Annotated in this window: 12 protein-coding genes; 4 read left to right on the top strand and 8 right to left on the bottom strand. The window is 67.8% G+C overall.

The window, feature by feature from the left end:
• Positions 1-2: 2 nt before the first annotated feature.
• The 5 genes from KOR34_RS02840 to KOR34_RS02820 form a co-directional block, all read right to left on the bottom strand.
• Positions 3-374, bottom strand: coding sequence for a carbon storage regulator (locus KOR34_RS02840; protein ID WP_146562043.1), 372 nt, complete (start codon positions 372-374; stop codon positions 3-5).
• Between the two features lie 289 nt (positions 375-663).
• On the bottom strand, positions 664-1,410 hold the full coding sequence (locus tag KOR34_RS02835; protein ID WP_146562041.1) for a UvrB/UvrC motif-containing protein: 747 nt from the start codon (positions 1,408-1,410) through the stop codon (positions 664-666).
• Between the two features lie 212 nt (positions 1,411-1,622).
• Positions 1,623-2,087 (bottom strand): hemerythrin domain-containing protein, encoded by a 465-nt coding sequence (locus tag KOR34_RS02830; protein WP_146562039.1) that lies wholly within the window; start codon positions 2,085-2,087, stop codon positions 1,623-1,625.
• A gap of 625 nt (positions 2,088-2,712) precedes the next feature.
• Positions 2,713-3,144 carry an alternative ribosome rescue aminoacyl-tRNA hydrolase ArfB gene (arfB, locus tag KOR34_RS02825; RefSeq protein WP_197531088.1) on the bottom strand — a complete coding sequence of 144 codons (432 nt, stop codon included), beginning with the start codon at positions 3,142-3,144 and terminating at the stop codon, positions 2,713-2,715.
• 14 nt (positions 3,145-3,158) lie between these two features.
• Positions 3,159-4,004 (bottom strand): sugar phosphate isomerase/epimerase family protein, encoded by an 846-nt coding sequence (locus KOR34_RS02820; protein WP_197531087.1) that lies wholly within the window; start codon positions 4,002-4,004, stop codon positions 3,159-3,161.
• A 405-nt stretch (positions 4,005-4,409) separates the two neighbouring features.
• On the opposite strand from KOR34_RS02820, the gene KOR34_RS02815 reads away from it, so the two are divergent.
• The 3 genes from KOR34_RS02815 to KOR34_RS02805 all read left to right on the top strand — a co-directional run bounded on the left by KOR34_RS02815 (position 4,410) and on the right by KOR34_RS02805 (position 8,103).
• Positions 4,410-5,927 (top strand): vWA domain-containing protein, encoded by a 1,518-nt coding sequence (locus KOR34_RS02815; protein ID WP_146562035.1) that lies wholly within the window; start codon positions 4,410-4,412, stop codon positions 5,925-5,927.
• A gap of 268 nt (positions 5,928-6,195) precedes the next feature.
• Positions 6,196-6,957 (top strand): TylF/MycF/NovP-related O-methyltransferase, encoded by a 762-nt coding sequence (locus tag KOR34_RS02810; protein ID WP_197531086.1) that lies wholly within the window; start codon positions 6,196-6,198, stop codon positions 6,955-6,957.
• Between the two features lie 135 nt (positions 6,958-7,092).
• Positions 7,093-8,103 carry a potassium channel family protein gene (locus KOR34_RS02805; RefSeq protein ID WP_146562032.1) on the top strand — a complete coding sequence of 337 codons (1,011 nt, stop codon included), beginning with the start codon at positions 7,093-7,095 and terminating at the stop codon, positions 8,101-8,103.
• 403 nt (positions 8,104-8,506) lie between these two features.
• On the opposite strand, the gene ispG is transcribed toward KOR34_RS02805, so the two are convergent.
• The 3 genes from ispG to KOR34_RS02790 form a co-directional block, all read right to left on the bottom strand.
• The gene (ispG, locus tag KOR34_RS02800; RefSeq protein ID WP_146562030.1) at positions 8,507-9,646 is read right to left on the bottom strand and encodes a (E)-4-hydroxy-3-methylbut-2-enyl-diphosphate synthase; all 1,140 of its coding nucleotides are present in this window, start codon (positions 9,644-9,646) and stop codon (positions 8,507-8,509) included.
• Between the two features lie 46 nt (positions 9,647-9,692).
• The gene (locus KOR34_RS02795) at positions 9,693-10,403 is read right to left on the bottom strand and encodes a YggS family pyridoxal phosphate-dependent enzyme (RefSeq protein ID WP_146562029.1); all 711 of its coding nucleotides are present in this window, start codon (positions 10,401-10,403) and stop codon (positions 9,693-9,695) included.
• Positions 10,404-10,500: 97 nt separating this feature from the next.
• Positions 10,501-12,363 (bottom strand): hypothetical protein, encoded by a 1,863-nt coding sequence (locus KOR34_RS02790; protein WP_146562027.1) that lies wholly within the window; start codon positions 12,361-12,363, stop codon positions 10,501-10,503.
• 198 nt (positions 12,364-12,561) lie between these two features.
• Between KOR34_RS02790 and KOR34_RS02785 the strand changes: the two genes are divergently transcribed.
• Positions 12,562-13,407 carry a YdjY domain-containing protein gene (locus KOR34_RS02785; RefSeq protein ID WP_146562025.1) on the top strand — a complete coding sequence of 282 codons (846 nt, stop codon included), beginning with the start codon at positions 12,562-12,564 and terminating at the stop codon, positions 13,405-13,407.
• Positions 13,408-13,418: the final 11 nt, after the last annotated feature.

The following is a 13,418-nucleotide window of genomic DNA, read 5'->3' as shown; positions in this document are numbered from 1 at the left end:
GCTCAGAACTCGCCCGCGGTCGCTCGGCGGTCCAGCATGGCCCGCAGCGGTCCCGCATCGCCCAGCATCTGCGGCAGCACGGTCGCGACGCGGCTGCGGGCTACACGAGCGTGGGCCACGCACGGCTGCGAATCGGTGGACCAGTCCTGGTTGGGCGTCTGGTTCTGCGACGGCTTGCCGGCCGGCTTGGTGGGGGCGTCTTGTTTTTCCTCATCCTCCGGCTGTTCGAAGGACAGTTCGCCCCGCAGAACGGGCACGCTGTTGGGGGCCTCGATGCCAACCCGCACGGTCTTGCCCTTGGTGCGCAGGATGGTGATGGTGATGTCGTCGCCGATACGGATCTTCTCGTTCGCCTTGCGTGAAAGAACCAACATGAAACACTCCCTTGGTTGGTGATGAGATGGCCGCTGCCCAGCGGCGTCACAGATCGTTGGCGCCGCTCGAAACCTCAAGCGGGCGACTCGCCCGCTCCCCCTGAGCGACGTGAGCCAACTATTGCACGGGGCGTGCCAATCGCCCGAGAGTGGGCGGCGGATTGAGCTAACACGCGCCACAGCCCTGTCTTAACGGGGCGCCGATTGTGCGGGCGTGTTCACCAGATGGTGAACAATTGCAAGCCGATTGAAAGAATCGCCAACATGTGCTGGCGGTGCATGCGGCGGATTAGGCGCCGGTGCGGGTGCGGCGGGCGATCCGGTCGCGGATCTCCGCGGCCAGCTCGTACTGCTCCTCGGCGATTGCCTCGGCGAGCTGCTCGGTGAGCGGCGCCTCGAGGTCGTGCTGCTCGGTGAGGGTGTCCTTCATGTCGACCAGCTTCACGACGAGCTCGTCGTCCTCGAAGTCCTCGAGCAGGTCGTGCCGGGCGAAAACGCTGCGCATCTTGCCCAGTCCCTCGTTGAGGGCGGCCACGGCCCGTTCGGGTTGGCTGAGCTCTAGCTCGCGGAGCGCCGCGGCCTGGGTGCGGTGGAAGAGCACGAACGGACGGTACTGCTCGTGCAGGTCGGCCCACTCCTCGTCGGGCGCATGGGCGGAGCTGAAGTCCATCAACGCCAGCGTGTGGTCCGCGTCGGCGACCGCGTTCTCGAATTCGCGGAGCGCCAGCCAAGCGAGCCGGCGGTGGTAGAACTGCACGAACTCGCGGTCGATTTCGACGCAGCGTTCGTCGTCCAGCTCAAACTCTTCGCCTTCCTCAAAGGCCAGCGAGATGAGCCGGTCGTAGTAGGTCTCGGCGCCGTCAGGCTTGCGACCATCCGGCCTGCCAGATACCTCCATCTGCAGGACCCCCAGGTCGATCCTCAGCTGCAGCACGCGGCGGCCGTCAGCACCGCTGACGCACCGGGCGGTCACCTCTCCAAACTCGTAGGGCCAATCTTCTAAGAACCGATCCAGGTGCTGCGGCCGTTTTCCCATCTGGCGAGACCTCCGCGTCAACGAGGCAGGGCTTCTGCGTTAGGAGACCAGCGGGCCGGGCCTGCCGGCTCGCTGTCTCCCCTATTCTACCCCGCACCGATTGGGGCGGAGGAGTGCTTTTTCGCAGAAGAATTGGAAGTTGTTTCTGTCAATAAAGAGCTTGGCAGAACCCCCTCCAGCGCCCAAGCCGGATATCCGGCCCTCGCGTGCGGTTAGCCCTCGCCCCCCAGATCAGAGGACATTAGCTCCTGCAGCACACGGACCTCCTCGTGGTCGTGCTGGTCGACTTCGCGCAGCAACTCCCGGATCTCAAGGCAGCACTCGTCGAACTGATCCGACTGCCACTCCTCAAGACTCTCGAGCTGCGCCATCAGCGTGTGCGTCCGCGACCGGAAGTGGTCGTGGTCGGCACGCAGCCTGCGGACCTGCGGCTCGAAGTGGGGCTTGGTCTCGCACAGCTCCTCGAGGTAGTTGTCGTTCTCCTCGATCCGCATGAGCCGGTCGAGGTGGCGGCAGAACGACTGGAACGAGAACCGCACGCTCGACTTCTTGCGGGTAAGGCTCACGCTGGGGGCGTTCCAGTCGAGCGTGACCCGGAGCGCGCCCTTCACATGATCCAGCATCTGGTGCTCGATCCAGCTGACGCTGGTCGAGGATTGGGCCTGGACTACCGACATGGGTATCACTCCTTTTGCTGTTGGGAGGGCCCGCACATGCGCGCCGGATCCCGATGACCGAAACCGACGGACGCCGTCCCGGCGACCGTGTGACCCACAAGCTGGGTCGGGCTGTGAGTTTGTGTGCCTCTGCCCTGCGGAGCTCTCGCGACTTAGCGCGTGGCTATCAGGCCAGACTTACCGACGCCTTCGGGCGTCACGGAAAAACCGATGTCCTGCTGCGAAACTTCGCTCTGCGCTCCACGAGCCAGTTGGCGGCGCCCCATTCCGCCGCACTCGTGCTGCGGCAAGCCTCTGGACGTGCAGCGAGAATCACATGATGCCGAAACGTCGCAGCTCGCTGTCGCGAGGACCTAACCCGTGAGTGACGAGGGTCTTGATGAGGAGTGATAAGAAAAGGCGATCGTCACGTCCGCTAGATCCGTCGCTAGCAAGAATACATGCAATTCTTACCGGCTCCAAACAAATTCAGCCAAGATTTTGCACCGCCGGCGTGCCCGTTGTCCTAAGCCGTCTGGCGGGAATAGGTTGGGTGATTTCGGATCCTTGCGGCGGATGGCTGGGGGCCTTCGGCAGACCTCGCAGCCCGCCCAGCTTTCGCCCAGGGTGGTCGGTATCCGACCGGCTACTCATCGCCTTTAGGCTGCCGGCGGAGGCGCTTTGTTTCAGACCGATGCTGCTTTTTTTGCAGGCGCCGCTCCTTTGAGGCGCGGCTCGGCTTGGTCGGCCGCCGCTGCTTCGGTGGGGTGGCCACCGACAGCACCATTGCCCGCAGCCGTGCTAGGCATTCCGTGGTGTTGCGGGCCTGCTCGCGGTGCACACCGCTCTGCAGCACCAACTCGCCCTCGGCCGTCAGGCGTGACGCGAAGCGATCGACGAACCGCCGCCGCACGGCGGGCGGGAGCGAGGCGGACTCGCCAGGAGACCACCGCAGCGTCGCCTTGGTGTTCACCTTGTTCACGTTCTGCCCGCCGGGCCCGGAGCTGCGTGCGAAGCTGAGCTGCAGCTCACCGGAGGCGATCGTGATCTGATCGTTGACGGTCAGGTCGTTGGGCACGGAGCGGCGGGAGGTTAGGCGCGGTTTGGCGCCGCCAGCGGGGTCGGCGAATCGGCCCGAACGAGCATCTGGTCGTAGGCGGTGCGGGTGCGGGCGAGGAGGTCGTCGTACTCGAGGGCCTCCACCGAGGGCCCCAGGATCTCGGCGTCGAAGCACCCAGTGTAGCCTGCCGCGATCAGCGTGCGGATCGTGTCCGCCACCGGCAGGGCGCCCTCGCCTAGCGGGCAGCGGTCCAGGTCGATGCCGTGCGGGGTGCGCGTGTCGGCCAACTGCACCAACCCGATAAGCGGGGCGATAGCGCCAAGATCGGACAGCGCCTGTTCGGTCAAAGGAAACTGATAATTGTCGTAAGTGAGGCGGAGCCGTGGGCTGTCGTACCCGCGGACGAGTGTCGCTGCTTCCTGGATGCAGTTGATGAACGACCACTCCGCTGAGCAGGCGGGGTGCATCGGTTTGAGCGCGAGCGTTACGCCCATCGCCTCGGCAAGCGGCAGCAGCGTGTCGAGCGCCGACGCGAGCAGGCGTTCGGCGTGCCGGGTTGTGTGCCCGTTGCGCCCGCCGGCGTACAGCACGAGGTTCTCGGCGTTCGCCTCGTCGGCCAGCCGGACCGCGTCGCAGGCGTCGCGGACGCTCTCTTCGAACGACCGCCCGTCGATCCCGGTGAACCCGCCCGCCCAGTTCAGGCTGCAGACCCGCAGGCCACTCTCCTGGAGCAGCTCGAGGCCGCGTTCGACGCCGAAATCAACTAGCTTACGGCGCCAAAGGCCAATGGTCTCGAAGCCGGCCTTCCGGTAGTGGTAGAGGTCTTCGTCGAGAGACCAGCGGAACGTGCTCAGCTGGTTGCACGAGAGGCGAGGCATAGGGCGGTTTGTGTCGATTCTAGTCGCGTGATCAGGCGGATGAGCGGCCTCAGGGCGATGAGTATGCGACACTTTGGCCCCAGAGTAAACCTCGCTATTTGCCGCCTGTGTGCTAGCAAGAGGGGCGGCTGTAGAACGTCTGGTCGCGCCGTCGTTTACCATCCTAGCGGCCAGGCCGGGCTCCGCCGGTCGGCGGCGCCGGGTCGCGCTGATTGGCGCACCTACGCCGTGGGTTCGCCGCGCCAGAAATCGGCCCAGGCGACCCGCGTTGCCGGCCGCGTGAAGTAGGTTTGAGCGACCCCGCTAGCCCGATTCGGGCGCGACTTTTCCCCGGCCAGTATTGGCCACGCCAACTCCCCCGACGCCGATTTGTTGCGGCACCCACCCTGCCCCTGGAGCCCTTGTATGCGCTACGTCCTCGCGTTCTTCGTCGCCGCGATGCTGCCAACCTTGGTCCCTTGCTCGCCTGCTGCACAGGCGGCGATGCCGGAGGTGCTGTTCATCCTGGATTCCTCGGGGAGTATGGCGGAGGACGCTGGTGGCCAGAGCAAGATCGACGCGGCGAAGCGGGTAATGCGACAGATCACACCTGGCCTGCCCGAGGAGGTTTTGGTGGGGCTGGTCGCCTACGGCCACCGTCGTCCGGGCGATTGTTCGGATATTGAGGTTCTGATTCCCGCCGGCAGCAGCGACCGCCAGGGGCTGATGGACCAAGTCGAGGCGCTCCAGCCCCGCGGCAAGACGCCCATCACCTCCGCGTTCCTGACCGCGGCCGAGATGCTCAAGAGCAAGGACGCGGTGACGAGCGTCGTGCTGGTGAGCGACGGCGTGGAGACGTGCGGCGGTGACCCCTGCCGCGTAGTCGGCGAGCTGAAGGCCACCGGCTGCCGGTTCGTGCTGCACACCGTCGGGTTCGACGTCGACCCGGCCGCCGCAAAGCAACTGAGTTGCCTGGCCAAGGCCGGCGGGGGACAGTTCTTCGCCGCCGCGGACGGCGACGCGCTGCTCGCTGCGCTGCGGGAGGTCAGCCGGGGTGTCGCCGAGGAGGTCGAGAAGGCGAAGGCCCGCACGGTCGCCAGCGGGACCGGCCTTGGCAAGCTGCGTATCGCGATCCCGCCCGGCGGCGGCGAGAGCCTCGCCTACATCGAGATCGCCCGAGCGTCGGACGGGAAGATCACGAAGACCATTACCAAGCCATCGGACCAGTCGACCCACCCGCTCGTGTCGGGCGATTACCGAGTCACCGCCGGCTTCGCTGTTCCAAACTACGGCGAACCTACCCGCAGCGAGCTGGGCGTATTGACGATCTATAAGCAGCAGACCCGCGACCTGCCTCTGGGGAGCATCGCGTTCAACGTTCCGGATGAGCTGGTAAGCGGCGGCGACTGGAAGAACCGCCTGCACGTCGATCTGGTGGCAATCACCGAGTCGGGTTCGGGTCGGGCCGTGGTGCGGGTGGGGTCCGAGGGCAACGGCTACTACAACTTCAAAGACAAGCCGGTCCTCCCCGGCGTGTACGACGTCTGTTTCCAGTACGCCGGCGCCGACCAGCCCATTACCGTGTCTGAGCAAGTGGTGGTGAAGCCGGGCGAGCGCTCGGTGGTGACGCTCGACAGCGGGATCCAGCTGGTCAGGCCCGAGCAGGACGTTACGGCTTGGCGGCTCTTCCGCCGCGCCGACCAGTCGGCCGTGGCTGACGAGGACCAGGGGCAGGCGCCCGCACGGCTGCTCGCGTACGAGGCCCGCGCCGCGGCGGGCCTGGGCGGCGCGCGCAGGGTCGACAGCCTGTACTACCCCTACCTGCTGCCGCCGGGGGTCTACGACCTTGAGCTCGATGTTCAGGGCATGTCCGAGCCGCTGCCGGTAGGCGAGGCAATCGAAATCAAGCAGGGTGAGCTCACCCGATTCGACAGCGGCCTGTAGCCGCCGGCGGATCCCCGCTACCGGTGTAACAGCGTCGACCCCACCGCGTACGTGAAGTGCGCGGTGGGGTTTTTTCGTTCCCCTCCCGCAACGAGGCGTGGCGAGGCCGCGCGGGGTTTCCCCAACCGGTCGGCGTTGCCATTGGATTGCGTGATTTTGTCGGGATCGGCCCGACCCCGGCTTGACCGCCGCGGGTGCCCGAAGCAGTATGAGCGGGCCGTGCCTGCGGCCGCCCGTTGTGACCTGTTTACTGGGAAAGGACCTACCCATGTGGCTACGGAACAAGTTCGTCCAGCGGATGGGCGGTGGATTCTTTGAACAGGCCGGGCTCGACGCCTGGTCGAAGCTGCAGATCGCGTCGCTCTCGGCGCGCAAGCCGACCGGCGAGGTCAAGCTGCTCCGCAAGGTCCGCCGCGAGCGCAAGTGCCTCAACAGCGCGTGGGAGTGCTACAACGTGATGACCCTGGCGCGGGCGATGATCAAGCTGCCGGGCGCGTTCGCCGAGGTCGGTTGCTACCAGGGCACCACCGCCAAGCTGATCTGCGAGGTCAAGGGCGACAAGCCATTGCTGTTGTTCGATACCTTCGAGGGACTGCCGGAGGACTGCGACAAGGACGCGCGGGTGCACCGGGTGGGGCAGTACGCGTGCAGCGTCGAGAAGGTCAGCGGCTACCTGGCCGGCTACGAGGGCGTGTCGTACCACAAGGGCCTGTTCCCCGATTCGACCGACGGCGTGCCGGAGCAGCAGTACGCGTTTGTGCACTTCGACGTTGACCTCTACGAGGGGACGCTCGCCTGCCTGGAGTACTTCTACCCCCGCATGACGCCTGGCGGCGTGATGCTGTCGCACGACTACGGGATGCTCAAGGGCGTCGAGCAGGCGTTCCACGACTTCATGGAAGACAAGCCCGAGCCGATCATCCCGCAGGCCACGACCCAGGTGATGATCATCAAGCAGGCGCCGGTGGCGGCCGCCGGCGACCCCGCCGCCACCGACCCGGCTGCCCAGGCGGCCCCCGTGCTGCGGTAGCCCGGCGGCGCTCGGATCGTCCTGCAACGTGTGTGCCGGGTGTGCGCGTCGTGACGGCGCGTCTGAGGAAAACCCCCGCGCACTCGGCGGCGTGACCTAGGGTTGTTGGCACGCCCTGCCCCGACCCCGCCGCCGATGCTCCCCACGTCCCCCACAACCTCGGTCGCCCGCTGCGGGGCGCTGCTGGCCGGCGTGCTGGTCGTGGGCACGATCGGGTTCTACTTCATCGAGGGGGACTGGACCCTCTGGGAGTGCCTGTACTTTACGCTGGTCACGATCACCACGGTGGGCTACGGCGACTACGGCCTCAGCCACGCCGGGCAGGTGTTCGCTTCGGTGCTGCTTGTGTGCGGCATCAGCGTGTTTACCTACTCGCTCTCGACGATTGTACAGATCGCCTCCGACCCGGAAGCCGCCCGCCGACGAATCATGAAACGCCGAATCGCCGACTGCTCCGACCACATCATCGTCTGCGGCTACGGCCGCATGGGCCGCACGATCTGCGAGGAGATCACCCGCGAGGACGTGCTGTGCGTGGTGATCGAGAACCACCCGCCCAATATCCGCCGCGCCATCGACGACGGCCAGGTCGTGCTGGAGGGCGAGGCCAGCGACGACGAGCTGCTCCTCGAGGCCGGGCTCGCCCGGGCCCGCGGAGTGGTGTGCGCGGTGGACTCTGACGCGGAGAACATGTTCATCACCGTGACCGTGCGCGAGCACAACCCCGAGTGCGTGATCATCAGCCGGGCGGAAAACGAGATGGCCGCCCGCAAGCTGCAGCACGCCGGCGCGTCGCTGGTGGTGTCGCCCCACCAGATGGCGGGCCGCACGGTGGCGAGCGCCGTAATCTGCCCCAGGCTGGCCAAGTACACCAACGGCTACGAGGACGACGACCAGTCCTTCAAGCTGGGCGAGACCCACGTCCGCCCCGGCGCGCCGCTGGTGGGCCAGAGCGTTGCGCAGTTCGGCGCGACCGTCGACGGGCTGGTGTTTGTCGCGATCGAGCGGGCCGACGGGCGGACCATCCTCCGCCCCCGTGGCAGCGAGGTGTTCGCCGCGGACGATATCGTGATCTACGCCGGCGGGCTGGACGACATCGCCGCGATGAAGCACGCGGCGCTCCCCGGCGCGCTCTGCCCGGCTTAGCGCACGCCGAACCCTCGCGTCTTCTCCAGGCGGGGTTTTGTCCGATTCGTTTTGTCCAAAAACACGAGCGGAGGGGACAAAACTCAGGGCATACCTTCGGCTGTCTTTTTTCGTAAGTGCTTTTGTTTCAGGCCGTTGCGTTAACCTCCTCTGGTGGGCGCGGTCGGGGTTTTGTCCGTTTTTGTGTGCGCACTTCGGACAAGTAGTCCGAGCGATGGGCGCCTGATTTCAGCACGCAGCGGCCACGCTCCCTGTCGGCCATGAGCGCGCGCACGAGCCGACCTCTATTTGACCGCGCTGGGTGGCCGTTTTCAGCAACAATCCAGCTGAGTAAGCGGCCGCGGCGAGACGCCCTCGCCACGGAGGTCCCGTTCACGGGCGCTCGAGGCAGCGGCAGGCCGCTCTAGCTCTTGGCGGCGATGATCAGGTCCAGCTCGCTCTTGAGCCGGGGCAGGATCTCCTCGTAGCCGTACTGGCCGAGGGTCTCTTCGCCCTTCTTGAGGTTGACCGACTTGGGGCCGCACCACAGGCCAAGGTCGGCGTCGTCGGTCTCGCCCGGGCCGTTCACGCGGCAGCCCATCACGGCGATCGTGACCGCGTGGTCCTTGGCGTACTGGGTCATCTCCTTGACCTTGGCGGCCAGGTCGACGAACGCCTCGTTCTCCACGCGGCTGCAGCTGGGGCAGCTGATGATGTTGAGCGTGGACAGGCCGTAATCCACCACCGACCGGACCCGCCCCGCGGCGATGTCGGCCAGGATCTCGCGGCCGGCGGCGATCTCCTCGGGCTTGCGGTCGTTGGGCACCGTCAACGACACGCGGAGCGTGTCGCCCAGCCCGCGGCCGATGAGCTGCTCGAACGCGATGCGGGTCTTGATCACTCCGTCGGGCGGCATGCCGGCCTCGGTGACTCCCAGGTGCAGCGGCACGTCGGGCCGCCGCTCGGCGAACCGGGTGTTGACCTCGATCACCTTCTGCGGGTCGCTGTCCTTCAGCGAGACGCAGTACCGCGTGAAGCCCAGCTCGTCGAGCAGCTCGCAGTGCTCCCACGCGCTCTCCAGCATGGGGGAGATCGAGTCGGCCGCGTCGTAGCGTTCCTTCTTCGCCGGGTCGACGCTGCCGCAGTTGACCCCCACCCGCATAGCGCAGTCGTTGTCCGCGGCCACGCCCGCCAGGTACTCCACCTTCTCCTGCCACGGCTTGTCCCGCTCGTGGTGGTACAGGTGGCCGGGGTTGTAGCGGACCTTGTCGACGTGCGGCGCCACGAGCTCCGCCAGGCGGTAGTTCTCCTGCAGGTCGACCGACAGGTTGGCGGTTGTCTGGCTGCGGATCTCGGCCAGCGCCGCGGCGTCCTTCTGGCTGTCGACGGCGATCCGCACCACGTCGGCGCCCGCGTCCGCCAGGGCGTTGACCTGCGCGACCGTGGCGTCGATATCCTGGGTGTGGGTGGCCGTCATGCTCTGGACGGCGATCGGCGCGCCGCCGCCGATCGTGACCGAGCCGATCGCGACGCTGCGGGTCGGGTTGCGTTGGATGTCTGGCATAATGGCTATCTTAACCTGAGCCCTGTGTTCCGGCCCAGGCCGCGCTCTAGCGGAGCCCGTCCCACAGGGCCGAGCCGACGCGGACCAGCGTGGCGCCCTCGGCGATCGCCTCCTCGAAGTCGCCCGACATGCCCATCGACAGCTCGGACAGGGTGACCCCGTCCGGCGCGCTGGCGGCGACCCGGTCGCGGAGTTCCCTGAGCTCGGCGAAGTTGCTCTGGGCCTCGGACCGGCCGCCTTCGCGGGCGGCCATGGTCATCAGGCCGTCGATCTGCACCGCCGGAAAGTCGGGCAGCGACGCCACAACCGCCTCCAACTCGTCCGGCGCCAGTCCGTGCTTCTCGGGGTCGCCCGAGCAGTTCACCTCCAGCAGCGCCCGCGCCCGCAGGCCAAGCGTCTGGGCCGCCTGCTGCACCGCCGCCAGCAGGCGGGGGCTGTCGACCGAGTGCAGAAGCGCCGCCACGGGCAGCGTCTGCCGCACCTTGTTGCGTTGCAGGTGGCCGATCAGGTGCCACTCGACGTCGGCGCCCGCCAGTTCGGCGGCGGCCGCCTTGGCCCACAGCTGCTGGGGGCGGCTCTCGCCGAGGGCCCTGCAGCCGGCCTCGACCAGCAGCCCGGACGTGGCCGCGTCGACGTACTTCGAGACCCCGACCAGCCGGACCCCGGCCGGGTCCCGGCCCGCGCGGCCCGCCGCGTCCGCGATCCGTTGCCGGACCGCCTGAAGGTTCTCGCGGACGATGGACAAACGATCGGTCATACCACCAGTCTGACCCCGGCGTGGGCGGACCGCCACCGGGTTTGCTGCGAGAAGGCGTTCTCAGAACGCGGGAGAAGCGCGGCGGCGTGACGCGGGCTCAGTCGTCCTCGATCTCGAAGAACTCGTCGACCTCGCCGGTTGACAGGAAGCGGCCGAACAGGCACTCCGAGGCGATATTGTGGCCAATCAGCGTGCGGTTGGCGGGCTTCTCCAGCGAGCGGTAGGTGACCCATTGGTCCTTGCCCGACTGGAAGCGGTACGCCACGGCCACGTCCCGCTCGACGGCGTGCAGCGCTTCGGCCACGGTAAGCTGCCGCCACGTCCGTTGCTTGGCGAACCGGGTTGGGGCGGAGTCGAGGAACAGCGGGCAGCAGAGGTTCCGGCCGTGCTGGTTGTGCCGCAGGACAAGCTGCTCGCCGTCCTGGGCGAGCTCGCCGACCCGCGGGTCGGTGCGCCACTCGCGCAGGCCGGCCGGCGCCAGTCCGGCCCGCGGCTTGTCGCCGCTAACCAGCCAGCCGTCGCGGGTCTCGACCTCGGGGCGGAACGCCGCGTCGGCCGCCATTGGCAGCCGGGTCGTCACGTCGATCTTGCGGGGCTTGTCGCCGCCGGTGAGCACAATGTCGGCGAGGTAGGCCACGCCGTCCTCGCGGGACACCAGCACCTGTCGCTGCAGCCGCACGCCCTGCTCCAGGTCCAGCTCGATCTCCAGGTAGTCGCAGTCGTCGTCGGAGAACCAGCACTGCTCGTCCCACTCGTCGACCGGGCTGAGTAGCTGATCGTCGATGCGGACCTCGGTGACCCACTCGCCCGACAGCAGCGGCGACCCGCCGGCGGAGTACTCGAGCAGCGAACGCCGGCCGTCGTAGCTGACGGTGGCCCGCTGCGTCTTGCCCGACCAGCCGGCCGCCAGGACGGACAGGCCGGACCACTCGGAGTTGACCGACGGCTCGGGCGGGTCCGCCTTGCCGGCGATCTTGTCGTAGGCCTTCACCGCCAGCCGCCGCCCCGCGGCCGCGTTGTCCGAAACGTCGCCCGCCAGGTCGAGGGCCAAGTCCAGCATCGCCTTGCCGCCGGCCCCGCCGGCCGGCGTGAGCGCCAGCGTGCCGTCGCCGCGGGACATCCGCAGCGCCTGACGCACCAGCCACTCGTACTGGGTCTCGGCGTCGCCCGACCAGCACGGCTTACCAGACTGCTCGGCCCAGGCTCGGCACCGCGTCCAGCACGCCAGCAGCTGCGGCAGCCGGTCGAGCACCCGCGCGGTGGGCATGCCCTCACCGTCGGTCAGGGCGAGGACGCCGTCGGTCAGCACCGCGGCCGCCGGCTTGCGGAGTTTGCGGAGCGGCTGCGCTTCGGGGAGCTGGCGGCTGAGCACCAGCGGCAGCTCGCCGCCCAGGGCCTGGTGGGCGAACGCCTCGGCGGCGGTGGGCTCTTCGCCCAGGCTGGCGTCGATCGCTTGGGTGGCGATCTCGTAGAGGGCGTCGACCAGCCGCCACCACAGATCGCCTTCTACCTTCTGCGCTACGGTCGGGAGCTCGTACGCCCACCAGAGCGACTCGATCACGAACGCCGCGTCGGTCTCCCGCTGTGCGGCGGTGGAGAGCCACTGCTCGATCGCGGGGGCGACCTTCGTCCCCCCCGCCTTGGCGCCCAGGTCCGCTCGCCACTTGGGCGTGCCTGCGGTGGCGGCGCCCCAGTCCAGCGGGCTGGCAGAGCCTTTCTTGCCGCGGACTAGCTGCTTTGGCAGCGAGCGATCGGCCAGCAGCTTGCCGAGACGCTTCCAGCCGTCGGCGTGGTCGCCCTCTTTCCAAGCGGACCGCAGTCCGCCCGGCGCGCTGGGGTGCCACAGCTGGGCCGGCTTGAGCCCAGAGATTCCGCGTTGCGGCGGTGGGCCAGCCGGCGCGGCGTGCCCGTTCCGAGAGGCGGCGTCGTCCAGGTCCTTGGTGTGGGTCGTTGCGCTCATTCAAAACTTCCTTGTTCGCCAGTCGGGGTTCGCCTGCTGGGCGTCGCCTTGCGTCGCGGCGGGGTAGCGTTCGAACCCGTAGCCGGATGGACCCGCGGGCCCGCAAACCCTATTGTTCACTGTGCCGCCTGCTGGGCGGCGCAACGCGAGGCAGCGGCAGCCTCGCGACCGCACGCACTGTTAACCGGAGGTACTCGCGTGACATCTTACAGACGTCTGTTCGGCCTGGGTAGTCTTGGAGGAGTACGCAAGTTCGCCCCGATTCTCGCTTCCGCGGCGCTGCTGACCGGCGCCGCCTACGCCGCCGACACCCCCGCGGCTGACGCGACCGATTCGACCGCGATCAAGTCCGAAGCGGCTGACGCCGGCGACAAGCCCGCGAAGCCTCCCAAGAAGCTCCCACCCCCGGCCGGGGCGAAGCCGCTGCCCGGCTCCAAGACCGTTTGGGTGGACCGGCAGAAACACAAGGTCTACGTCGACGGCGCTGTGTCGCTGCGGCGCGGCGTGCTGGAGATGTTCGCCTGCCCCAAGGGCACCAAGGAGCACGAGTCGGTGGTGGCGCTCGACTCGAAGGCGTACCTCATCCACACCGCGCTGCTGGCTGTCGGCGCCAAGAGCGGCACGCCCGTTAAGTTCGTCGAAGAGTACATCGCCCCGACCGGCGACGTGATCGATGTCAGCGTCGAGTGGCTCGACCCCGCGGGCAAGAAGCACACGGTCAACGCCAAGGAGTGGGTGCGGGACGTCAAAACCGGCAAGCCGATGACCTTCGACTGGGTGTTCGCCGGCAGCGGCTTCTGGAAAGACGACCAGACCGGCCGCAACATCTACATGGCCGAGGGGGGCGACCTGATCTGCGTCGCCAACTTCAGCACGGCCATGCTGGACGTCGCGGCGGAGAGCACCCAGGCCAACGACGGCCTGATGTTCGAGGCTTTCACCGAGCACGTCCCGGCCCTGGGCACCCCGATCCGGGTGGTGCTGACCCCCAAGAAGGCGGAGAAGGCCGCTGCCGAGAAGCCGAAGGCGGACAACCCAGAGTAGCCGGCCGAAGC

Source organism: Posidoniimonas corsicana, assembly GCF_007859765.1.
GTDB lineage: Bacteria > Planctomycetota > Planctomycetia > Pirellulales > Lacipirellulaceae > Posidoniimonas > Posidoniimonas corsicana.
The sequence above is the reverse complement of the archived record's forward strand: the minus strand, read 5'-3'. Positions and strand labels throughout refer to the sequence as shown.

What these genes read in the sequence shown, in the direction of transcription:
- KOR34_RS02830 (WP_146562039.1), bottom strand. Translation starts at nt 2,087, where the DNA reads ATGTCGGTAGTCCAGGCCCAATCCTCGACCAGCGTCAGCTGGATCGAG.
- KOR34_RS02795 (WP_146562029.1), bottom strand. Translation starts at nt 10,403, where the DNA reads ATGACCGATCGTTTGTCCATCGTCCGCGAGAACCTTCAGGCGGTCCGG.
- KOR34_RS02790 (WP_146562027.1), bottom strand. Translation starts at nt 12,363, where the DNA reads ATGAGCGCAACGACCCACACCAAGGACCTGGACGACGCCGCCTCTCGG.
- KOR34_RS02820 (WP_197531087.1), bottom strand. Translation starts at nt 4,004, where the DNA reads ATGCCTCGCCTCTCGTGCAACCAGCTGAGCACGTTCCGCTGGTCTCTC.
- KOR34_RS02815 (WP_146562035.1), top strand. Translation starts at nt 4,410, where the DNA reads ATGCGCTACGTCCTCGCGTTCTTCGTCGCCGCGATGCTGCCAACCTTG.
- KOR34_RS02835 (WP_146562041.1), bottom strand. Translation starts at nt 1,410, where the DNA reads ATGGGAAAACGGCCGCAGCACCTGGATCGGTTCTTAGAAGATTGGCCC.
- KOR34_RS02805 (WP_146562032.1), top strand. Translation starts at nt 7,093, where the DNA reads ATGCTCCCCACGTCCCCCACAACCTCGGTCGCCCGCTGCGGGGCGCTG.
- KOR34_RS02840 (WP_146562043.1), bottom strand. Translation starts at nt 374, where the DNA reads ATGTTGGTTCTTTCACGCAAGGCGAACGAGAAGATCCGTATCGGCGAC.
- ispG (WP_146562030.1), bottom strand. Translation starts at nt 9,646, where the DNA reads ATGCCAGACATCCAACGCAACCCGACCCGCAGCGTCGCGATCGGCTCG.
- KOR34_RS02810 (WP_197531086.1), top strand. Translation starts at nt 6,196, where the DNA reads ATGTGGCTACGGAACAAGTTCGTCCAGCGGATGGGCGGTGGATTCTTT.